Annotated in this window: 18 protein-coding genes and 1 riboswitch; of the genes, 4 read left to right on the forward strand and 14 right to left on the reverse strand. The window is 47.5% G+C overall.

Annotation, left to right across the window (positions count from 1 at the left end; genetic code table 11):
- The 8 genes from urtA to M2387_RS11545 all read right to left on the reverse strand — a co-directional run bounded on the left by urtA (position 1) and on the right by M2387_RS11545 (position 11,170).
- Positions 1 to 1,266 (reverse strand): urea ABC transporter substrate-binding protein, encoded by a 1,266-nt coding sequence (gene urtA, locus M2387_RS11510; RefSeq protein WP_259049395.1) that lies wholly within the window; start codon positions 1,264 to 1,266, stop codon positions 1 to 3.
- A 409-nt stretch (positions 1,267 to 1,675) separates the two neighbouring features.
- Entirely contained in the window at positions 1,676 to 3,520 is a 1,845-nt protein-coding gene (kefC, locus tag M2387_RS11515) for a glutathione-regulated potassium-efflux system protein KefC (protein ID WP_259049396.1), read from the reverse strand.
- The gene (gene kefF / locus M2387_RS11520) at positions 3,513 to 4,043 is read right to left on the reverse strand and encodes a glutathione-regulated potassium-efflux system oxidoreductase KefF (RefSeq protein ID WP_259049397.1); all 531 of its coding nucleotides are present in this window, start codon (positions 4,041 to 4,043) and stop codon (positions 3,513 to 3,515) included. Before kefF ends, kefC begins: the two co-directional genes overlap by 8 nt.
- A 255-nt stretch (positions 4,044 to 4,298) precedes the next feature.
- Entirely contained in the window at positions 4,299 to 4,985 is a 687-nt protein-coding gene (locus M2387_RS11525; RefSeq protein ID WP_259049398.1) for an outer membrane protein, read from the reverse strand.
- 533 nt (positions 4,986 to 5,518) lie between these two features.
- Positions 5,519 to 7,744, reverse strand: a complete 2,226-nt coding sequence (locus tag M2387_RS11530; RefSeq protein ID WP_259049399.1) for a TonB-dependent receptor domain-containing protein — start codon at positions 7,742 to 7,744, stop codon at positions 5,519 to 5,521.
- The gene (locus M2387_RS11535) at positions 7,741 to 9,867 is read right to left on the reverse strand and encodes a S9 family peptidase (RefSeq protein ID WP_259049400.1); all 2,127 of its coding nucleotides are present in this window, start codon (positions 9,865 to 9,867) and stop codon (positions 7,741 to 7,743) included. Before M2387_RS11535 ends, M2387_RS11530 begins: the two co-directional genes overlap by 4 nt.
- Entirely contained in the window at positions 9,756 to 10,298 is a 543-nt protein-coding gene (locus M2387_RS11540; RefSeq protein ID WP_259049401.1) for a hypothetical protein, read from the reverse strand. The genes M2387_RS11535 and M2387_RS11540 overlap by 112 nt, the downstream gene beginning before the upstream one ends.
- Positions 10,298 to 11,170, reverse strand: coding sequence for a ChaN family lipoprotein (locus tag M2387_RS11545; protein ID WP_259049402.1), 873 nt, complete (start codon positions 11,168 to 11,170; stop codon positions 10,298 to 10,300). The genes M2387_RS11540 and M2387_RS11545 overlap by 1 nt, the downstream gene beginning before the upstream one ends.
- Positions 11,171 to 12,101: 931 nt before the next feature.
- On the opposite strand from M2387_RS11545, the gene M2387_RS11550 reads away from it, so the two are divergent.
- The gene (locus M2387_RS11550) at positions 12,102 to 12,938 is read left to right on the forward strand and encodes a hypothetical protein (RefSeq protein WP_259049404.1); all 837 of its coding nucleotides are present in this window, start codon (positions 12,102 to 12,104) and stop codon (positions 12,936 to 12,938) included.
- Between the two features lie 66 nt (positions 12,939 to 13,004).
- Here M2387_RS11550 and M2387_RS11555 read toward each other — a convergent pair whose 3' ends face one another.
- The 6 genes from M2387_RS11555 to M2387_RS11580 are packed head-to-tail and all read right to left on the reverse strand — an operon-like array spanning position 13,005 to position 19,625.
- Positions 13,005 to 13,781, reverse strand: coding sequence for an IucA/IucC family C-terminal-domain containing protein (locus M2387_RS11555; RefSeq protein ID WP_259049405.1), 777 nt, complete (start codon positions 13,779 to 13,781; stop codon positions 13,005 to 13,007).
- The gene (locus M2387_RS11560; RefSeq protein ID WP_259049406.1) at positions 13,765 to 14,562 is read right to left on the reverse strand and encodes an ABC transporter ATP-binding protein; all 798 of its coding nucleotides are present in this window, start codon (positions 14,560 to 14,562) and stop codon (positions 13,765 to 13,767) included. The genes M2387_RS11555 and M2387_RS11560 overlap by 17 nt, the downstream gene beginning before the upstream one ends.
- Positions 14,563 to 14,577: 15 nt before the next feature.
- Positions 14,578 to 15,609, reverse strand: coding sequence for a FecCD family ABC transporter permease (locus M2387_RS11565; RefSeq protein ID WP_259049408.1), 1,032 nt, complete (start codon positions 15,607 to 15,609; stop codon positions 14,578 to 14,580).
- Positions 15,602 to 16,585, reverse strand: a complete 984-nt coding sequence (locus M2387_RS11570) for a FecCD family ABC transporter permease (RefSeq protein ID WP_259049409.1) — start codon at positions 16,583 to 16,585, stop codon at positions 15,602 to 15,604. Before M2387_RS11570 ends, M2387_RS11565 begins: the two co-directional genes overlap by 8 nt.
- The gene (locus M2387_RS11575; protein ID WP_409039899.1) at positions 16,582 to 17,493 is read right to left on the reverse strand and encodes an ABC transporter substrate-binding protein; all 912 of its coding nucleotides are present in this window, start codon (positions 17,491 to 17,493) and stop codon (positions 16,582 to 16,584) included. The genes M2387_RS11570 and M2387_RS11575 overlap by 4 nt, the downstream gene beginning before the upstream one ends.
- 35 nt (positions 17,494 to 17,528) lie before the next feature.
- Entirely contained in the window at positions 17,529 to 19,625 is a 2,097-nt protein-coding gene (locus tag M2387_RS11580; RefSeq protein ID WP_409039817.1) for a TonB-dependent receptor, read from the reverse strand.
- Between the two features lie 279 nt (positions 19,626 to 19,904).
- Positions 19,905 to 20,012, forward strand: a riboswitch (TPP riboswitch).
- A 61-nt stretch (positions 20,013 to 20,073) separates the two neighbouring features.
- Between M2387_RS11580 and M2387_RS11585 the strand changes: the two genes are divergently transcribed.
- Genes M2387_RS11585 through M2387_RS11595 form a run of 3 tightly spaced genes read left to right on the forward strand, consistent with a single transcriptional unit; the run spans position 20,074 to position 22,270 of the window.
- Positions 20,074 to 20,775 carry a TenA family protein gene (locus M2387_RS11585; RefSeq protein WP_259049411.1) on the forward strand — a complete coding sequence of 234 codons (702 nt, stop codon included), beginning with the start codon at positions 20,074 to 20,076 and terminating at the stop codon, positions 20,773 to 20,775.
- Entirely contained in the window at positions 20,772 to 21,512 is a 741-nt protein-coding gene (locus tag M2387_RS11590) for an ABC transporter ATP-binding protein (RefSeq protein WP_259049413.1), read from the forward strand. Before M2387_RS11585 ends, M2387_RS11590 begins: the two co-directional genes overlap by 4 nt.
- Positions 21,512 to 22,270, forward strand: a complete 759-nt coding sequence (locus M2387_RS11595; protein ID WP_409039901.1) for an ABC transporter permease — start codon at positions 21,512 to 21,514, stop codon at positions 22,268 to 22,270. The genes M2387_RS11590 and M2387_RS11595 overlap by 1 nt, the downstream gene beginning before the upstream one ends.
- Positions 22,271 to 22,277 lie beyond the last annotated feature (7 nt).

Below are 22,277 nucleotides of genomic sequence, written 5' to 3' on the forward strand. Positions count from 1 at the left end.
TTAGTTTGATTTAACAGGGTGGTCAGGTTTTTTATCATTGCCAGCGATGTAAGGGCTCCAGGGTTGAGCGCGAACCGGCTCTTCTGTTTGCCATACCACTTCAAACTGCCCGTCAGGGCCCACTTCACCGATCATCACCGGTTTATGGAGATGGTGGTTAGTTTCATCCATCACCAGGGTATAGCCATCAGGAGCTTTGAAGGTCTGCCCGGCCATAGCGGCACGAACTTTATCGACATCGGTAGTGCCAGCTTTCTCTACGGCCTGCGCCCACATATTGAGGCCAACGTAAGTGGCTTCCATCGGGTCATTGGTGACGACAGTATCGGCATTAGGCAGGTTTTTCTTCTTCGCGTAGGCTCTGTAATCTTCAACAAATTGCTTGTTGGTCGGGTTATCCAGAGACTGGAAGTAGTTCCAGGCTGCCAGCTGGCCTACCAGCGGTTTGGTATCAATACCCCGTAACTCTTCCTCCCCTACTGAGAAAGCAATCACTGGAATATCGGTAGCTTTAATGCCCTGGTTGGACAGTTCTTTATAGAATGGGACGTTAGAGTCCCCGTTAATGGTCGAGACCACCGCGGTTTTACCGCCAGCAGAGAATTTCTTAATATCAGAGACAATAGTCTGATAATCGCTATAACCGAACGGGGTATAGACTTCCTCAATGTCTTTATCCGCTACGCCTTTTGAATGCAGGAATTCGCGCAGAATTTTATTGGTAGTACGGGGATAAACATAATCGGTGCCTAACAGGAAGAATCTTTTCGCCCCGCCGCCATCTTCACTTAATAAATATTCAACCGCCGGAATAGCCTGCTGATTCGGAGCCGCTCCGGTATAGAAAACGTTAGGTGACATTTCTTCACCTTCATACTGCACCGGGTAAAATAGTAAACCATTCAGCTCTTCAAATACCGGGAGTGCAGACTTACGGGAAACAGAGGTCCAGGCACCAAATACCGCGGCAACTTTATCCTGGGACAGTAACTGTCGTGACTTTTCAGCAAATAATGGCCAGTTCGAGGCAGGGTCAACAACGACAGGTTCTAATTTTTTCCCGAGAACGCCACCTTTCGCATTAATTTCATCAATGGTCATTAAGGCAACATCTTTTAAGGGTGTCTCAGAAATAGCCATAGTTCCGGACAATGAATGCATAATACCGACTTTAATGGTGTCTTCTGCCTTAGCACTGAATGCCAGACCAAGACTGACTACCGTCGCACAAAGCCCCATCGAGTTAAACAATGAACGTTTTTTCATGCTGTAAAGCCCCCAGAAATATCAAAAGAAGGAATGAATCGTCATAAAGTAAAGTCGGGCCTGCCACTTAAACTGCATCACCAGAATCACTACTCATCAAACTGATGTTCTTCGATATTCATAAAAGCAAAGAGCGTGCCAATAGGTATGACACTGATAAATAGATAAAAAAATACATCCCTCACCAAAATTGCACCAGGGTAATAAAATAGAGTGCAGGTGGTGCACCATAATGAGTCAGGTCATAGAGGGGAAAATAGAAAATAAAATGAGATAGTGGATACAACATGAAGGGAATTAATAACGAGTAAACAAACAGGCAAATAACGGGCATAAAAATAGCCCATCCATTTTATTATGCTGGCAATGGATGGGCTGTTTATCGGACATTACTCCAGTAAAATGTCGCTTACTGAATACGGGTTTCTGTGGCTCCGTTGTGCTGACCCTCGTCCGTCCCTTTCCAGCCATGCAGCCGGACAGAAGAGAGATGAAGCTTATCGTCGGTAATCATATCGCTGATTAAATGGTGACCTTTTTTCAGCATTTCAGCGCGTGTTGTCAGGCTATCGTCCATGGAAAGCTCTTCGAGAATTTGCGTGTTATAGCGACGGAAATGATCGCTCATTTCTTTGGCTTCATAGGCACCCACGCCCAGAGCTGTCAAAGCATCACGCCCCATACTCAGCGCACTTTCAAACACTTCTCGCTGCGGATGTTCAATACCTGCCCGGCGTAATGCCACATAGTGCTCCACGTCCCGCGCACGCGCCAGTTGCAAAAGGTGCGGGAAGTTAGTCTTCGCCATCTCCGTCAGCTCAAGGCTATTGTCAGGATCGTCAATGGCATTAATCAGCAGCTTAGCTTTATGCGCCCCGGCGGATTCCAGTAAGTCCTGTCTTGTTGCATCGCCGTAATAGACCTGCATCCCCAGCTTACGCAAGATTTCAATATGGTCAGGATCATGATCCAGTACCACCACCTTAACATTTGCGGTCATCAGCAAACGCCCGGCAATTTGCCCGAAACGCCCGAAGCCCGCAATAATCACGGCCGGAGCATCTTCATCAATGCTATCTGCCGGTAAGTCCTCTTTCTTCTTCATTCCCTCAGCGGCAGAGAGTGCAAGCAGTAATAATGGTGTAATCGCCATCGATAACGCGGCCACTAAAATCAGCATTTTTGCCCAGTTATCGTCGAGCACCTGGGCACTGTTAGCCACCCCAATGACTACAAATGCAAATTCACTGCCCTGCCCGAGTAGCACCGCATACCAGCGTCTTTGTAGTCTGGCAACTCGGGTGATACGCGCCACCAGCCATAAGGTGAATAATTTGATGAGAAGAAAACCGGCCAGGAAACCGAGGACACGTAACGGATTCTCAAACAGGGTTCCGAAATCGATGGACATGCCAACGCCCATAAAGAACAGGCCAAGCAACAGTCCTTTGAAGGGTTCAATATCGCTTTCCAGCGCATGCCGGTATTCAGAACTTGCCAGCAGAACGCCTGCCAGGAAAGCCCCCATCGCCATAGACAGCCCCGCATTTTCCAGCAAAATACCGAAGCCAAATACCAGGAATAAGGCAACGGCACTGAACACTTCCCGGACGCCCGAGCGGGCAACAAACCGCAGAATAGGACGAGTAATATAGCGGCCGAGCAGAACAACCAGTACTAAAGCGGCAACTATCTTGGCGGTAGAGATACCGATGGAGTGAAGATCCATCGCGCTGCCAGTGCTGGATAGCAGTGGAATAATCGCCACCAGGGGAATAGCCGCGATATCCTGAAGTAACAGCACCGAGAAAGTCGAACGGCCAACGGGCGAGGTCAGAAGGTTACGTTCATTCATCGCCGCCATGGCAATCGCCGTGGAGGATAGCGCTAACGTAAAGCCTATCAGTAACGCAACCGGCAAGCTTAGCCCCATCACCATCGAAAATGCAGAAAGGCCAAGCCCGCAGATAATCATCTGAAGGGTGCCGCTGCCAAACACGTCTCTGCGTATACTCCACAGACGCTTGGGATCCATCTCCAGCCCGATAACAAATAACATCAGTACCACGCCAATTTCAGCAAACTCGAGAATAGTGTGTACGTTATCGACGAATTTTAAGCCCCAGGGGCCGATGATACAGCCTGCAATTAAATACCCCAGTACCGAACCGAGGCCAATACGCACCGCCAGCGGCACAATAAAGGCGGCAGCTCCCAGGTACACTAAGACCTGTTCAATGCTGTGACTATCCACGCTTCGCCTCCAGCCATTCAACCAGTCTCTGCTTATAGCGTTCAGCGCCGCGCTGTAATTCGCCATCATCACCGGCAAACGCATTATGTACGGCAAACGGGGGAAGCCAGTTCATACCGCAATAGAGCGCTGTGGCCTGTAGTGGCTGCGCCAGGATATCAAAACCAGGGTGGTCACCCAGTGAGAAATGACTTGAATTTCCGCCCGTAGAGACCGCCCAGAGGAACGATTTACCCTGTAATTGCTTACCGTCAGGCCCATAAGCCCAGCCATAGGCCAGCACTTTATCCAGCCATAGTTTCAACAGAGGGGGCATGCTGTACCACTGCATCGGGTGTTGAAGAATAATAAGGCTGGCTTCTGAAAGCAGGTGTTGTTCACGGGCTACATCTATCGAAAAATCAGGATAGTTATCGTACAGGGAATGGATTTTCACCTCGGGGAGCAAACTCGCCTGCTCCAGCATAAAACGGTTAGCATGAGAAAAGTTCGCATAAGGGTGAGCGTAGATGATTAAAATCACGAAAAAGTATCCATAACGTAGCGGTGTAGAAACAATATTATATCTGAGGTATGAGCGATACAGAGAACGGAGAAAAGCAACAGACTATTTCTCTTATCAGAATAGCCTACAAGAAGAAGGGATATCATTTAACAGAAAGCCGGAGCCTTTAGCTCTGCACTGAGCGTTAAGATATAGCGCTCTGCTCCAACATAGGAAAATATCCGCCGAAATATTAATTCGCCGGATATTATTAACTAAATCAAATAAAGCTCATCAGAATAAATATCTGACGCCTAAAACCAGCTCTTGTGATTTTAAGTGCGCTTTCATCTGTTCATCTTGCAGATGTCTGGCGTTGTCAAAAGTATTCATGCCGCTTTCAACTTTACCTAAATCAATATAGCGATAGCCTAAATCAAAGTTTAATTTATCAATCGGCTCATAGCTGACGCCCGCGCCAACAGAATATGCCAGATTAGTATCGGTATTACTGCTGTATTGACGCGTGGTATTACCCTGCCAGCCAGATGATTGGACTTTAGCAATACCGAGACCAACGGTGCCATACAGGGAGATGCCCTGATAGATTTCATAGTCGCGATACGCGTTCAGCATTAAACGCTGAGAATCAGTTTTATGATGATTCAGGCTGGCAGGGAAAGTCGTGGATCCACTGGTATATTCACTTTTTTTCTTAAAGGTATATTCAGCCTCGGTACGCCAGCCATTACCATATTGATAACCTGCTGCCACTGAACCATTATAAAAATTGTCTTTATCGTCACCTGCTGCAAACTGGCCAATACCCGGACGGCTGCTGGTGTCCATACTATCGGCTTTTTGCCAGACTTTACTCAGTCTCGCAGCGCCGTAATAACCTTCATCGCTTACCGATGCCATCGCGCTTGTGGATAATCCAGCTAAAGCTAACGCCATTAACGAAAGTGTTAATTTTTTCATTAAAAAATACCTTTAATTTTAGTTATTGAGAAAGATACAGCAAAAATAATTCACAATATTATATTTAACCTGCCAACCAATATAAAAAATCACTATTGCCAGACTTATTTCGCCCTTTGCAACACCAATAAAATATGACTGATATAAATAATATTCTCTCAATCCTAATTTATTCAGGTAACGAATAACAACTGTTTATTTCCAGCTCATCTGATGAGTTATTTTGAAGAAACCCACTGAAATATCATTCACGTTTAAAGAGCGTTTACGATCAGGCGCTTACTTAAGGCGTATTCTTATTGCTTAAAGTAAAATCACCTTTAATTTAACAATGCTTATCTTTATTGTTGATATATAAAAACAAAAACAACACAAAAACAAACCAAAGCACACTAAACATTTTAACATCATAAGTGTAAAAGATAATCTCAGATGTTATATCTTGTCATCAAAATCAAACAGTCGTAATTATTTGTAAGCTGATTTACAAAAAGGCCTGCCAACAGGCAGGCCATAAAAAGAGAGGGATAAAACTAGAAGCTAAGTTCTCCGCCGAAGATATAGGTTCGGCCCCGGGCGGTGGTATTGATGGAACGGCCATCATCCCCGGCGTAGTTATAGTCCTGGTTCATTTTATTCAGCGCATCGGCATAGTTCTTATTGCCCAGGTTCTGGACACTGAAGCGTAGCAGCACGTTGTCAGTCACCTGATAGTTACTGTACAAATCAACCACGGTCGGAATATCCGGCATCGCTTCTTTTTCCAGCAGACCGGAGTCACCATTAATACCCTCGGTGCTGAGGCGCTTTGATTTACCGGTGAATTTAATCAGGCTACCGACAACCAGTTTCTTATCAAAGAAACGTGCGCCCACATCTACGGTGGCATAGCTTTTCGGCAAGTCGCTTAAGTCATCATAACCAAATCCGCCTATAGTTGTACTGGCTACTGAAGTAGGCTGATTAGTGTTCTGCTTGCTCCAGGAAACATTCAGGTAGGCAAATTCAGCGTCATAGCCTGCCTCAATTTCATAGCCATCAGTTCTGACTTCTGACTGCGAATTGGTAAATATATTGGCCTGGAAGCTCCCCTGAGAGTTGTTAATATCCTGACACAAGGCTCCCTCATAACAGATAAAGAAACGCTCACTGTTGATATAATTGTTAATCCGGGTTTGATAAGCCAAAGCTTTCAGACGAAATGAATCCTGCTCAAGTAGAATGCCGTTCTGATTGATATTGAAACCAACCTGAGCGGTTTTTGCTTTTTCCGGTTTAAGGAAAGGGTTCATTGACGCTCCACCCTCATTGGCGAAAAAGACCTCTTGTGGGACCGGTGCGCGTGAAGAGTAGCTATAGCTGACAAAAGGTTGCAGCCAGGGAGTAACCTGTGCCGAAAACTCAATACTTGGATTGACTGCGTGATCATTAAGCTCAATATGAGCGTCTCCCTGAGGGAAGCAGCGCTGGCCATCAAGGCAGGCGGGCTTAAACCCTTTGACCCGGAAGTCGCTGTAGTTGAGGTTAAGATCGAGCTGATAGATATCTTTGTTAATCGTCAGCCCCGTAAACACCGAAGTGACTTTCTGTTTACCGGCTGGAGCGAAAGTATTGTGAGTTTTCTCATCGCTATTATCAAACATACGCTCATATCGCGTATCCATCAGTTTACCGCCTAACTGCCAGGCAAAGTCATAGTCACTCAGAGAGAAACGGCTGGTATTAGTAAGCGTAATAGCATTTGAACGGTTGGTGGTAACGGCGTGGTTGGCATCACTCAGCGAGTCAGCATCATAGGCCTGGCGCGACTTACTGGTGCTGACAAGCATATTTATATCAATCAGCTCTGACAGGGGCGTATAGTCATACTTAAGGTAATAGTCGTCGCTGGTAATATCTCTGCGAGTAAATTTATTCTCATAATTACGGCCTGAGAATTCAATTTTATTAAAACGATCCGGGTTAATATTCAGTTTATAAAGCTGTGATTTCGGCTTCTGCTTCATATACTGGGTATCGTTTCCAAGAAATTCGCTGCTACTAACACCTGCGCCATTCTCAAAGGTGGCATGCTGCACATTGCCGCTTAGCCCCACTAATCCACCGATACTCCCGCCATCCCCCAGAGCAGCAGTACGGCCAGCAACCGCAATCATACCCGTACGGCCAAAACCATTATCACCGACAGAGAAGCGCGACAAAACGCCTACCTGACGATGTTTTTTCAATAAATCATCAACGCCAATGGTGCGCATATTGGCGCTTCCCGCCAGGGCATTCACGCCTTGAGGGCCACCGCTGTTACCCCGTTGAATATCAATACTGGCTAAAAAGTTAGGGTCGATTAACACCCCGGAAGAACTGTTGTTTCCACCGTGATAACTCGAGGGCGTGGTGCCATAGAACGACTGGCTGACACCATCAACCATGGTATTCACCCGACCAAAACCACTCATCCCACGAATATTGACGTTTACCGTCCCCTGGGAAAGATCTTGTTGGGTATAGGTACCCGGAACGCTTCGGAACAGAGAGTCAACACTTTGCAAGTTAGTGTTAACTTTACGAGTGCTGTGTGCACCGGCTTTAGTAAAGGTCTCTTCAGCAGAGCCCACTCCACTCTCTTCCGATTGCTGGCTATCGTCAGAAACTTCTAAGGCAGAGAAATTCGACTCTTTGCTTTCAGTCGCGCTACTGGCTACAACAGGCAATAAAAGACAGCCAGCTAAAGCAACATTAGCCACTTGGATATACTTCACGGCGTAACTCCTGGATTTTTATTTTTTTGCTGATCGATAAAGATAAGAAAGCTGAAAGCATTGGCTGAGTCCTGCAGGCGGGAATAACGTCCGCTACGTCCGCCGTGGCCCGCATTCATATTGGTATTCAACAGGAAGGTCGCCTGTGGGTTTTGATTCACCGCGCGCAGTCGGGCAATATATTTAGCCGCTTCCCAGTAAGGCACCTGGGTGTCATTTAAGCTCGTGGTAATAAGCATATCCGGATAGGACTTCTCAGCGAGATTGTCATAAGGGCTGTAGCTTTTAATCAGTGAGTAATACTCAGGCGTGGCAGGATTTCCCCATTCGGCATACTCCTGCTGAGTCAGGGGGAGCGAACTATCGAGCATCGTATTCAGTACATCAACAAAAGGAACTTGTAATACGGCCGCTGAAAACAGCTCAGGTGCCTGATTTATCGCAGCAGCCACCAGCAAGCCACCCGCGCTGCCTCCCATGGCATAAACCCGCTGTTTTTCCCCATAGCCCTCAGCAACCAGGCCACGGGCACTGTCGATAAAGTCATTGAAACTATTTTGTTTGTGAGCCAGTTTCCCCTGCTGATACCAGTCAACGCCTTTCTCCCCTCCGCCGCGTACATGAACCAGAGCGAAGACAAAACCTCTGTCTAACAGACTCAGGCGCGGGGCGCTAAAGGCGGCATCCAGACTCATACCATAGGCACCATAGCCATAAACCAGCAGCGGGTTTTTCCCTTCATGGAAGCGGTCTTTACGCCATACCAGAGAGACAGGAATTGACTCGCCATCCCGGGCGGTAATAAAGACCAGTTTGCTGTCATAGTCACCGGCCTGATAGTCAGCAATTTTGCGCTGATGCACCGGCTTAGCACTACCGGTAGTCAAATCCCACTGCTCATAGCTCAGCGGTCGGTTCAGGGAGGAATAGATATAGTTGAATACCTTTGCGGAGCTATCCGTATTACTGCCCTGGCGGGCCATATAGCTGGCATCCGGAAATTGCAGAGTTTGCCACTGGCCAGTAGTCAAGTCGTATTTAGTAAACTGCGTTTTGCCCTCACTGCGTTTGGTGATAATCAGCCAGTGCCCCAGCAGGTCAAAACTCTCAATCAGGGTCTCTTTCTCTGGAGCCACCAGGGATTGCAGCGCGCTACCGGGCTGAGATGCGGTATAGATAGCAAAGTTTTTATCCTGGTGATTACTGCGAATATAGAAACGCCCGGCAAAGTGATCGGCATAGTACTCCACCCCTTCCGCTCTCGGCTTAATCACCTGAATTCTGGCTTCAGGAGAAGTCAGGGATAACGCCCTGACTTCTGAAATATCATTCCCGCTAAGGGTAATCAGCAGATAATCCCCTGAAGCTGAGCGCGCAATACCGGTAAAAAAACGGCCATCGGGTTCAAAATAGACCTCAGTATCCGCTTGCTGACTTCCGATAATATGGCGCATGACCCGATTAGGGGTCAGGGTTTGCTCATCGTTCAGCACATAGTAAATTTGTTTACCGTCCTGGCTGAAAACCATATTGCCTGAGGTGTGCAGAAGTGAATCGGTCAGCCACTGGTTCGCCGCGGTATCCAGTAATGAGATCTGACTCTGGCTGTCGCCGCTGAAATCCTCTGCCACGGCGATAAAACGATTATCCTCACTGACCGCGTAACCCGACATTCGATAGAATGCCTTGCCGGCACCACGCGTATTGGCATCGATCACTTCTTGCCAGTCTGTACTGCCCTTTTTCTGCCGGAAGATAACCGGGTAGTTGGCCAAGTCCGGGTAGCGGCTCTGATAGGTCCAGTCATTCTTGGTATAAGGTGGGATATAACGTTGTTCTTCCTGGCGGGCGCTCATCTCCCGATAAATCTCTTCGGTCAGGGGCTGCCAGTCCTTGGACTTTTCGGAACTGTAGGTATTCTCCGCCTCAAGGTAGTCGATAACTTTTTGATTCTGCCGACTGTCATCGCGCAGCCAGCGGTAACTATCAACCCGGGTATCCTGGAGGGTGGTCAGTGTCTCCGGTATAACTTCAGCAACAGGCGCCTTAAGCTGAATGTCAGCCAGACACAGTTTTGCGGCAAAAAGACAGCCCGCCGCGAGAATAAAACGCAGATTACACATAAAATAATACTCTTGGTCAGGGTCGCATTCCCCTGAATAGCCTGCTGCTTCAGGGTATTTTGTTTTTTAGCATCGATATGTTTTGGCGTCACTTTGGTGACTTTTTGTGGATTTTTCTCCGCAAACTCACCGGTTTCTGCGGCTAAAATGCGCGCTACCTCTTCCTTCTGTGGCGTCTGTTCAGCAGCGGAAGCTTCCGCCTTCTGCTGCTGATTCACGCCCAGAGGCAAAATCGCTTTCGGCTGACTTACCTGAATCTGTTCGGCAAAACTGAGCATGATCGCCGCCGGAGGAACCTTTACCGGCGTCTCGTCAACAAAGGTGACAATCAGTAAAGCAACAATGCCCAGATGGAAAATCACGCTCAGTGCAGAAGAGAGACCATAGCGCAGAGGCTCTCGTTCCAGTACCGGAGAAAATGAAGCCGTCATTATGGTGTAACCGCGTCGACGTACCAGATGTAGTCTGCTTCAGCGCGGGTAATATTCATCCCCTTCTCCCCCAGCATAACCACCACCGGCTTCTGGCCTGGAGCCAAGTCTTGCAGATGAAGCGGGACACCTAAGTTACTGGCAGCATGGAAGGCACCGGCGATTAATAACGTTGGTTTAGGCGCTTTAAGTAACTGTTGTGCCATAAAGCGATCGCGTTGTTGCTGAACCGCCAGCATGGATGCAACTTGTTCACAGCAAATTGGCTCGTCGTGCATCTCAATAATCAGCTGTGACATCTTTTCAATGACCGCTGGCTGCCGGGATAATTGCCCCTCTGGTCGTACCCGGTTTTTATAGAATTCAGTGACTTTATCCTCACTGATATTTCCCGCCAGAACCGGATAGTCTGCCTGCAAACTGCTGATTATCATGGTGCGATAAAGCGGCCAGGGCCAGCCGATATTCCAGGCCAGTAGTTCTTGAATACGACGCTCGCGGATATAAGGATTATCTTTAAGACCGGCCTCAATGGTTTTAACCGCCTCTTGCTGGTCAGTGGTTATCATTTCGAGGATAACGCTGCCCTGAGGACGAAGGGTGGCAAGCTGTTCAAGCAGCCACTGCTCAATCAGATGATGGCTCGGGTTATCATGTTTTTCCCCGACTATCACCATCGGTTTATCACTTATCGCCTTCAGTAACGCGCGAGGTGTTATCTGCTCTGAAGTCTTCAGATCAATTATCTGTGCAGTTGCATCCAGAGCCGTATCAGGCACAGCCGAAGAAGTGATTCTGTCATTTTGTTTTTGCTGGCAACCTACTGCCAGGAACAGCAGCCCGGTAAAAATCAGTTGCATGATTTTTAACATATCAAACCCAACGCCTTAGTACTTTCTATACAATTGCTACAAACGATTATCGGCATGATAATTATTCTCATAATCATTATCAATACAGTAATAACCCTTACAACACACCTCTCAGGGCCGCTCTGTGGCTGGTTATTGCCGTTTTTTTGCTGAAACCAACGGATACAATCGCCGTGAAGAAAGATGCGCCAGAGGCCGATTAATGAGGGTTTAATGGGGAAATTGTGAGGAATATGTGAAGGAAGAAATCGGTAGATTGACTCATTTTACTGACCTTATTTTTCTCCAGAAAAAATGGAAAATATTTTTTATCAGCAAAAAAATAGCACATTTTGCTAAAATTTCGGGAGCTTCTGGTAGCCATCCGCCAGGATTCCGTTTAGCTAACAGGTTAAGGTAAGTTTCTCAGCGAGTTACACGAAAAATTGAGTAAGAAGTCACCTTCTGGAATTTATAAAGCAATATTTAATTATTTTATCACTGAGTTTAACTAATAACATTTAGCATATTTTTGTTTATTGACGGCTATTAGCAGAGTAATTTATCGAAACAGAATGTTAGTTAAAATAAAAAGTCTTCTGTAATAAGACGATAAAGTGATTTTATTAACAGGAAACTATTAGTTATTACTGGCTACATATATCATTCATTTAAAACATTACATATGAAAACAGAATAAAACCCAATAAATAAATTTAATAATGTTGATAAAAAATCACAGCTATGGCAAATTTTCATTATCTTAACAACACCGGGAAATCTTATTTCACAATCATTCCTAAACACTTCAAACATCGTAATAAAAACAATCACAACACCATGAATTATAAAACAAAACACTATATTAAAAGACTAATTGTAATTCTATAGAAAGCATCAAACACATCAACCTTTTTATTTAACCGGTATTTATTGCATAAGGAAATGCACCTTGAACCGATACTCTCTGTTAATTGTACTTCCTCTCATTGGCTTGCAAACCGTCAATGCAGCACCTTCAACCCCTATCCAGATTCCTGTTGAAGAAGAAAGGCAACCCTGGGTATTTCAGATCAGTCCATTTATCTGGGCTGCAGGCATCAGCGGCAGAGTCGCTCCTTTTCAGCGCGGAGAAACGGTCGAGGTTAATCAGTCCTTTTCTGAAGTTTTGAGTAACCTTAATCTGGGAAGTTTTACCAATATCTGGGCACGAAACGGGCGTTTAGTTTTCTCCGGTAATATCATGTATGCCGACGGTACTGACCGTCAGACATACAATGATTTACCCGCATTCCAGGTACCAGGGATCACAGGCGTTATCCCCCAGGGTACGCACATCAGTGGCCGAGCCGACTCCACTCAATTTATGACGACCATGATGGGTGGCTATCGCATCAAAGACACACCGCATTACACACTCGATTTACTAGGAGGACTCCGTTACTGGTTCATCAGAAATAACGTCAGAGTGAATGCAAGCCACCCTTCAATTGGCGATCAGCGCGTCTCCTACGGTGAAAAATTCTGGTGGATAGACCCGCTAATTGGTGCCAGAGGCTTTGTCCCTGTCACCGACAATATTTCTTTTATGTCTGAGATTGATGCCGGAGGATTCGGTATAGGGTCTGAGTACACCTGGTCGGTGCTATCCACCGTTAATTATACTTTTGCCAACAGCCTTACGCTCTCAGCAGGCTATAAGGCTTTTAAAGTTAATTACGACCGCAGCGGCCATGTCCATGACATATTGCAAAGTGGCCCGGTGCTGGGACTGACATGGAGTTTCTGACTCAGTAGAGAGGGATAAACAGAGGTGTATCTATGCACCTCTGTTTCAGACTGATGAGGCATTATTTTATTTCTTATGGCCGGTTGCAGCCTCGATATTCTTGGTAATAAGAAGCGGGCAATTATGGCAATATTCAACAGGACTGGTTGCTTTATAATAAAAACAACAGGTCCGGCGAAAACGGACTTTTTCGCCAGTAGCCGTTTGTTTCAGTGGCCGGTTAAATCGTTTTAATGGATTCCAGGGCAGACCAAATACCGTCGCATCAGCCTGCCTTAATAACCAGTCATAATCCGCCTGACAGCGTTGTGCCTGTTCCGAGTCAAGACCCTCCATCCTTCCCCGATACAGGGAATAAACGCGAACTGCGATATTCTCCCAGAGTATTTGGACTGGGATACCACTAACCTGCGACAAAACATTCAATAATGGCGAGAGAAAGTCTTTGAATAATGCCCCAACAATAGCTTCACGCCATTGGTCACGCCCCTCACAGGGAGCAATACTCTCGGTCATATCTGCCGGTAATGAGGAGGTCCATAGTCCGTCATCATGCGCATATTCTAGCTGGCTGCCTGAAAGTGACAGAATTAATCCTTTATCGAATACGCTCATCGCATACAACACATTACCGGTGGTAAGAAAGGCTAACCGTTTAACATATAATGAGGCGGTAATGGCCAGGTCAGGAGCATCTATCAACGGCATAATCGTCGTTAACATGCGGCGGCAAGTATCAGTATCAAGTAAAGAATCTGCCGCGATGCTACGAACATCAGCTTCATTGCACCTGCGCAGACGAAAAGAAGTGTATAAATAGGATCGTTCAGCAGGCGTTAGCATTCAATGCTCCGGGAAACGGAATACACAAAGGAGTATTGAAAAAAGGATCATCGATAATCTTGCAGCGTAGATTAAATACTGTGTTAACCAGCGCTTCATTCATAATATCTTGTGGTTTACCCTGGGCATAAATCCCCCCAAGATGCACCGCGACCAGATTATCGGCATAACGGCAGGCCAGATTAAGGTCATGAAGAACCATAATGATGGTTTTATTCTGTTTTTGATTCAGCTCACGCAGCAATTCCAGGATCTCTATCTGGTGCGCCAGGTCTAAATAGGTCGTAGGTTCATCCAGCAGCAGGTAGTTAGTATCCTGTGCCAGCGTCATGGCAATCCAGACCCGCTGGCGCTGTCCGCCGGATAATGCGTCTACGGCTGAATGTTGTAATGCATAAGTATCGGTAAGACGTAATGCTTCATCGACCTGCTTTTCATCTTCTTCTGACCATTGCCGCAGCCAGTTCTGATAAGGAAAACGACCAAGACTAATCAGCTGACGAACGGTAACCCCCTCTGGCGCAACGGGTGTTTGCGGCAAAATTGCCAGCTTACGCGCAATCTGAGCGGTATTACTGGCATGAATATCCTCACCATCCAGAATAACAGCGCCAGACTGAGGTATCAGTAACCTTGCCATAGATTTAAGTAACGTACTCTTACCGCAGCCATTGCTGCCTATCAGCACCGATATTTTATGTGCCGGCAAGGTTAAATCGAGATTATCTATCACTTTTTTCTGCTGATAGCTGATACTCAGATTTTGGGTTAAAAGAGACACATTTTCTCCATCAGGTTATGTCCGCTGCCGAATAAGTAACCATAAAAATAACGGGGCCCCAGCCAGAGCAACAAAAATACCCGCGGGCAGGTCTGCGGGTAGAAATAGCGTTCTGGCAAGGAGATCGGCAATAATCACCATACATCCGCCGCAACAGGCCGTTATCAATAGCTGACTGAAAAATCCACTGCGAACAATCAATCTGGCGAGGTGCGGGGCTATTAAACCAACAAAGGCCATTGCACCCACTAACGAAATAGCGCCACCTGATAAAATCACACAAGCCAGAAGTAATAATATCCTGCGAGGGTGGATTGATACCCCCAGACCAATCGCAAGATGATCATTCAGCTGGAGTATTTTCATATAGCGAAGTAGCATCAGCAAAATTGGCAGAGCCCATAAATAGATGCCCAGCAACTGGCGTACTTTCTCCCAGCTTGCGGCATAAACACTGCCACTCAGCCATACCCAGGCTGAAAAAGTCGTCGTTAGCGGACTAAAAACGAGAATCAGCGTGACCCCGGCACCGGCAAGAGCCGAAACTCCTACCCCGGTAAGAATTAGCCTTAAGGGAGTGGCACCACTACGCCATGAAAGCAGGAAAATTAATCCGACTGCTACGGCTGCACCGGTCATGGCCGCATAGGGCATTGGCGAGCTACCGTACTTGAGGCTAAAAAATGATAACCAGACTAATGCTCCGACACTGGCTCCCGTTGTGACACCAAGCGTATCCGGCGACGCCAGGGGATTACGTACCAGGGTCTGCATAATGAGTCCTGCAATACCTAATCCTCCGCCAGCAAGTAAGGCGAGAATGACACGCGGCAGTCGCAGTTCATGCAAAATAAAACTCTGCGCGCTGGTATCCGGCTCAAACAGCAATTTCAGAGTTTGCGGTAGACTGAAAACCACTTCGCCAATACTCAATGCGCTAACGATAATTAATAGCGTGGCAGTGCAGCACAGCAGAAAAACCGGTAGAAGAGCCGGCGAATACTCACGCTGTAATGGGCCACAACGGAAAATCTGGCTATCAGGCATATTTTCCTCCGCGCTGGGCTAACAGAATAAAAAATGGCGCGCCCATCAAAGCGGTCATCACCCCGACAGGGACTTCCTGAGGTAAAATAACGATTCGGGCAAGAATATCTGCCGCAAGCAACAATAATGCACCAAGCAGAGCACAAGCAGGCAAGGAGCGGTTAAGATGACTGCCAAATAGCTGGCGGGCAATGTGCGGTACAATAAGACCGATAAAACCGATATTCCCCGCAAGGGCAACGGCACAACCTGCCAGACCCACCACCATAATGCTGGCGAGTAAACGCACCCGCGCAATATTCTGACCCAATCCTCGGGCAATATCTTCCCCGGCATTGAGCACGCTCATCTGTCCGGCAAACATACAGGCCAGAATGACCAATACCCCTCCGAAAATTAATACCGGATAGATGCTGGCACCATCACTTCGGGCAAGGCTTCCCGCCAGCCAGAAAAGCATGGTATCAAGACTCTCTTGATCGATAACCAGAATAGCCTGGGTAAAAGCATTACACAGAGCCGTAATGGCTACCCCTGCCAGTACCAGACGCAATGGATTAAGCTGCCCGTTACTGACTTTGCTCGCAAACCACACCAGTGTTCCGGTCGCACATGCACCGCAGAAAGCCAGTAGTAAGCTACTTCCGGGAGTGCTTATGGCAAAAAAACTACCGGCAAAAACAATGAATAATGCTGCTCCAGCGTTGACACCAAACAGCCCCGGAGAAGCCAGCGGGTTACGCGTCAAGGCTTGCATTAATCCACCGGCAACGGCAAGAAAGGCGCCTACTCCCATTGCCAGTAAAGTCCGGGGGATCCTGGAGGTGTGAATAATAATATCAACGGTACGGGTTGGGTCATTGTGGAATAACGCATTCATCAGTTGCGTTAAAGAGTAGAATTGAGGGCCCGTCATCAGGCTCAGAATTACCAGAATAATCAATAAAATAGTACCTGAGAATAGTCCTTTTCTCATGCCTTCCGCCCTATCATGGCGTTATCAACATCGGTTAGTATCTGGTTTGCACCGAGAATGCCACCCGATAAACTCCAGGGAACGCTATCGACTTCCCATAACTGGTTCATTTTTACCGCTTTCAGCTGTTTCCACAGAGGATGAGCAACCAGGCTGTGATACTGACGAGTAATTGCCGGGCTATTGGCGCGTAACAAAATAAAAAAGATATCCGCATCCAGCAGCGGAATATTTTCCATGCTGGAAAAACGGATTGATGAATTGCGCGTCTGGGTATCTTGCTCCTGCCAGCCAAAACCCAGTTCAGACATTACTGAGCCTGGAAAACTATGAGCGGTATAGCGACGAATATGATCGGGGCGGATTTCAATCACGGAAACCTGCGGAGGTGCCGGAGAAGTAAACTGTTTTCCAACCCGTTCGCGAATGATAGCGGTCCGCTGTGACCACTCAGTCAGTAATTCACTGCCACGATCCGTTAACGACAGGCTTTCCGCCACAACCTGTAATGTTTTCTTAAATTCAAAAACATCGTCCAGCAACATGACCGGAGCAATCTTTTCCATCAAGGGAGCGACATCCTGGTGACGAAAACGCGAGGCAAAAATGATATCAGGTTTAATGAGGGCAATTTTCTCAAGCGAAGGCTGGGTTTCCAGCCCTAACTGCGGGACGCCAGAAAGGTAAGGACGCAGATAGCGATAAACCGGTTTTTCCGCCCAGGATTCCACAATACCGTCGGGCGTCACGCCCAATGCCACCAAACTATCCGTTGATCCCTGGAACAAGGAAACGACGCGCGGCTGGCGAGAAGGCGCTGCAAATAATGTAGGCGAAACACTGCCCAGCAATAACGCCTGCAAGCAACGACGACGCAAGAGCGAAAACGGATAATCATTTTTCATTATTAATACTATTGCCCCCGGTTAGGGGGCAATCCTAATCAAAAATCAATACTGTAACCCAGTGTCGCAGTACGGCCACGCCCTGCAAAATAACGATCCGGATCAACAGAAGCACTTTGCGAATAATACGTGATGTACTGTTTATTCAACAGATTACTGACACCAAGGCTTAACTTACCATGAGGCAGGCGATAAGCGACGGCAGCATCAACTAATGCATAACCGGAAAAGTCTTTATTCTGATCGTCAAAGGTTTTACCCAAAGCCCAGTTGGCCTGTAAGAAGGTACTTAGCTTTGGATCCCAGTTAGCAGACCAGCTGGCAATGATACGATCGGGTGCGATATTTAAACCATCCAGTTTCGCATCAAGCTGTCCGTCGTCATTACTGTCATAACGACCGCGCATATGTGACCAGGCAAGCGTTAATTTATGATCCTCATTAGGACGATAACCCGCACTGATTTCCATGCCATCTATTTCAGTTTTTTCACGACGGGCAACAAAGGCATCGTCCAGTAATTCAACCCGACTTCCCAGTTTTGAAGTTGATTTATAATAGCTGGCTTCAAAATCAAATGCAGATTGTTGGACCCGAATACCGACTTCGCTGTTTTTTGTGACGATTGGCTGTAAACCACTGTAATCGTCCAGTCTGACGCCCGGAGTATCAATACCGCGCAATACACGACCCACATCAGGAACCGTAAAACCTTCATTATAACTGGCGAATAAACTCACTGGCTCAAATAGCGTCCAGACAATACCCGCATTATACAATGTCTTATTAAACGTAGGGGTTCCGCCTTGAACACTGACATTATCGTTAGCCCATACCGTTTGATAACTATTAATATTCAAACGAGCGTACTCGTAACGTACTCCCCCGCTGAGCGTAACCGATTCTATCGGTGCATATTCCAGTTGCAGGAAAGGTGAGAGATCGGTGTATTTTATTTCAGGAACGTAAGTACGTTTAGTCGACCACAGATCCTGTTTTGAGTTATCAAATAAGGTATCGAAGCCTACCGTAGCTTTAATTTTATCATCCCAGAGATCGTCTTTTGTCAGTGCAATTTTACTGCCGTATTTATCGGTATAAGCGCGGCTCTGATCGTACAGTGTACCGATAGGAGCAATGGTCGGATCCTGGAATGATGAAGAGTTAGTGGCTCCGAATAATGCCTCGTAGCGCTGATAGTAGAGCAGTGCCGTGAGTTTCATACCGGCAAAATCATAATTATCGTAGGTGGTTCCCACCGTCCAGACATCGTTATGAGGTGCACTTCCTTCCGGTGTACCTCTCACGGATGTTGTCAGTAAACCAGCCGCGCGGTCACCTCTGACACTCAGATAATTATTTTTATTTTTTAATCTGTAACGGTTAATACTGAGCTGTACGCGCTGATCGTTATCCAGCCAGTATCCTACTTTCGCCATCATATCCCATGCGCGAGAATCCATCAGATCCCCCTGGGTATTATCAACCCCTATCGCATTGTTATTGGCATCTTTGAATAAACCCTGATCTTCATAACTCAGGGCAAACATATAATCGAGATACTCTTCGCTACCATTCACGCTGTAGTTGGTTTTATAGGAAAGCGTATTGTGGTCAAGCTCTGAGGTCGGTGTGGTTGTTTCTATGCTGAAGTGCTGATTTACCTTACCTGGCTGGGCGCGTTTAGTAATGATATTAATAACACCCCCGGTTGCACCGATACCATTACTCGCATTAGCCCCTTTAATCACTTCAATACGCTCGATCATTGAAGCATCGATCGTATGCATTTCACGCCCAGTTGGACGTAACGGATTTGATTGTGGGATACCGTCGATCATCACTAAGGGAGTTCGCCCCCTGAGTGTTTCACCACTACCTGATAGTTTTTGTCTGGAAGGCGAAAATGAGGGTAATAGGTTACTGAGGATCTGTGAAGTATCCGAAGTCAGCTCTCGCTGCTGCGCTATCTCTTTTGCGGTAATGATCTTAATAACCTGAGGTGAATCATTACTTGAGCCATCAGTACGGGTTGCACTGACAATCAATTCATCATCCGCATTTGTCGTGGTTTGTGCATAGACAGAGGAGGTCAGACACAACATCATCGCGGCGTATAAGGCGGTAAATCTCATTAGAACAACCCTTAAATTATCTTTTGGGCTACCCCAAAAGGGCAGTCAGAGAGAGAAAATCCTCACAATTTGAATAAAAATGATAATTATTTCAGTTTTTATTATCAACATGTAACTATAAATTATTAAAGAGTTTCGGAGTTGCCCTAAGAATCATCTTGAACGTTAGTCCCTATTTTCTATGCCTGTAAACTCGCCTCCCGCATATGCTTATAGCAGCATGCCCCCTTAGCCCTACCCCGCATTATGTTGTAATACAAAAATAAATATCGTATAACAAGCATCTCCGAGGGGTGTCCTGTAATGGGCTGAGATGGCAGTAGTAATGCCGAACCCTTTGAACCTGATCTGGGTCATGCCAGCGAAGGGACGGGTTGTCAGGCACAGCTGTGCTTTGACTCTTCACACCGCCGCGCACCCCGGATCTCCACCATTTTTTGGAGATCTTATGTCTGTTTCAATGTTTGAATATGGTCTGTTTGGCCGTCTGCGTGAAAGCGCCGGACAAGACTGGCAACACTATGTTTCTCATCCTTTTCTGCAACAACTTGGCGCTGGCACTCTGCCAGAAGTCGCTTTCCGCCGTTATCTGACTCAGGACTATTTGTTCCTGATACATTTCGCCCGCGCCTACGCTTTACTGGCCACCAAATTTCATACCCTGCCTGAAATCCGCGCAGCTGTCGGGTCGTTGAATAATATCGTGGCTGAATTACCGCTACATGTGGGTTACTGCGCCGGATGGGGACTCAGTGAAGAGCAGATGGCTGCTGAACCGGAAGCCAGTGAAACCGTCAACTATACCCGCTATGTCCTGGATATTGGCCACACCGGAGATGCACTTGAGTTACTGGTTGCGCTGCTTCCTTGTGTGGCAGGTTATGCCGAAGTCGGTCTGAAATTGCTCAATTGCCCGAATACCGTTATGGAAGGTAACCCTTATGCTTCCTGGATGCAGAACTACAGCGATCCGGGTTATTTGAATGGCGTTCAAGCGGCGATAGAGATGCTCGATCGTGTAGGTCAGGAACGTGGGGCAAGCGCGCGTTTTACACGATTAAGTGAAATCTTCACCACCGCGACCCGCCTGGAATCTGCCTTCTGGCAGATGGGGCTGAACGCAGCTGAAAAATCGGGGCTCATAGGGTGAACGGAATCTCGCCACGACCGGGAATTGAAGTCCGTGATTTAACACTCCGTTTTGGATCGAGGGTTATTTTTGAAAAGTTAAATTTCCAAATTAAAGGCGGAACCTTTGTAGGTATGCTGGGTGCCAGCGGTGCGGGAAAAACCAGTTTGCTGAAAATTATCGCCGGGCTGACGACCGCTACTTCAGGCAAAGTCACTGCCAGCGACGGTCTGCCGGTCGCGGGGCGGATTGCCTATATGGGTCAGCAAGACTTGCTGTATCCCTGGTTGACCGTCATAGAAAATATCACGCTCGGCCCTCGTCTGCGCGGCGAAAAAGCTGACCTGGAGTGGGCAACACACTTACTGGAGCGCGTCGGGCTCAGCGGTCACGGCGGCGATCGCCCGGCGGCGCTTTCAGGAGGGATGCGGCAGCGGGCGGCTATTGCACGCACGCTCTATGAGCGTCAGCCTATTGTGCTGATGGATGAGCCTTTTTCTGCACTGGATACCATCACCCGCACAACGATTCAGACGCTGGCTGCTGAGCTTTTGACTGACCACACCGTATTGCTTATCACCCATGACCCTATGGAGGCCTGCCGCCTTAGCCACCGCCTGTTAGTTTTATCGCAATACCCGGCTGGCATTGATGACAGTCACCATATCAATGGTCTGCCACCGCGTTCCCCCGATGATCCTGACTTGCTGAAAAGCCAGGCAGAGTTACTCCAACAGCTAGTAAGAGGGGCTACATGATGGCTCAACCAGACGGCCGTCTGGCTCGCTGGGTGCGTGGTGCGGTGGTCTTTACCGGTTTGTTAGTACTCTGGTGGCTGGCAACCTTAGGCTCGATACCCGCGTTTCTACTCCCTTCCCCAATTGCCGTGGCACAGGCGTTATGGCAAGGGCAAGGTTATCTGGCTTATCACACGTTAGTGACGGCCTCGGAAGTGTTGAGTGGCCTGGTGCTGGGGGTTTTGCTCGGCGTGTTGCTGGCCCTGGGGATGATCTACTCTCCTCGACTGCAACGCTGGCTAATGCCGCTGGTACTGACAAGCCAGGCAATACCGGTATTTGCACTCGCGCCACTGCTGGTGCTGTGGTTCGGCTTTGGCATGAGCGCCAAGGTTGCGATGGCGGTGCTGGTCATCTTTTTCCCCGTAACCTCTGCCTTTTTTGATGGACTAAGACGCGTCAACGCTGACTATCTCGATCTCGCCAGAACTCTGGGGGCTTCACCCTGGGCACAACTGCGTCATGTCCGGCTGATGGCGGCCCTTCCGGCCTTTGGCACAGGCCTGCGAATGGCTGCGGCGATTGCGCCTATCGGCGCCATTATCGGCGAGTGGGTCGGTTCTGCCGAAGGGCTGGGCTATTTGATGCTCAATGCTAACGCGCGTATGCAAACCGACCAGCTCTTTGCCGCGCTGTTTATCCTCATCCTCATGACGGTACTGCTTTGGATTCTGGTTGATAGCCTGCTAAATCGCCTGGTGAACTGGGCAGCTGAATAATTTTATT

Source organism: Klebsiella sp. BIGb0407 (assembly GCF_024807845.1).
In the GTDB taxonomy this organism is placed as follows: Bacteria; Pseudomonadota; Gammaproteobacteria; order Enterobacterales; family Enterobacteriaceae; genus JGM124.

What these genes read in the sequence shown, in the direction of transcription:
- M2387_RS11595 (WP_409039901.1), top strand. Translation starts at nt 21,512, where the DNA reads ATGGCTCAACCAGACGGCCGTCTGGCTCGCTGGGTGCGTGGTGCGGTG.
- M2387_RS11545 (WP_259049402.1), bottom strand. Translation starts at nt 11,170, where the DNA reads ATGTTAAAAATCATGCAACTGATTTTTACCGGGCTGCTGTTCCTGGCA.
- urtA (WP_259049395.1), bottom strand. Translation starts at nt 1,266, where the DNA reads ATGAAAAAACGTTCATTGTTTAACTCGATGGGGCTTTGTGCGACGGTA.
- M2387_RS11585 (WP_259049411.1), top strand. Translation starts at nt 20,074, where the DNA reads ATGTCTGTTTCAATGTTTGAATATGGTCTGTTTGGCCGTCTGCGTGAA.
- M2387_RS11580 (WP_409039817.1), bottom strand. Translation starts at nt 19,625, where the DNA reads ATGAGATTTACCGCCTTATACGCCGCGATGATGTTGTGTCTGACCTCC.
- M2387_RS11565 (WP_259049408.1), bottom strand. Translation starts at nt 15,609, where the DNA reads ATGCCTGATAGCCAGATTTTCCGTTGTGGCCCATTACAGCGTGAGTAT.
- M2387_RS11535 (WP_259049400.1), bottom strand. Translation starts at nt 9,867, where the DNA reads ATGTGTAATCTGCGTTTTATTCTCGCGGCGGGCTGTCTTTTTGCCGCA.
- M2387_RS11570 (WP_259049409.1), bottom strand. Translation starts at nt 16,585, where the DNA reads ATGAGAAAAGGACTATTCTCAGGTACTATTTTATTGATTATTCTGGTA.
- M2387_RS11525 (WP_259049398.1), bottom strand. Translation starts at nt 4,985, where the DNA reads ATGAAAAAATTAACACTTTCGTTAATGGCGTTAGCTTTAGCTGGATTA.
- M2387_RS11555 (WP_259049405.1), bottom strand. Translation starts at nt 13,781, where the DNA reads ATGCTAACGCCTGCTGAACGATCCTATTTATACACTTCTTTTCGTCTG.
- M2387_RS11540 (WP_259049401.1), bottom strand. Translation starts at nt 10,298, where the DNA reads ATGACGGCTTCATTTTCTCCGGTACTGGAACGAGAGCCTCTGCGCTAT.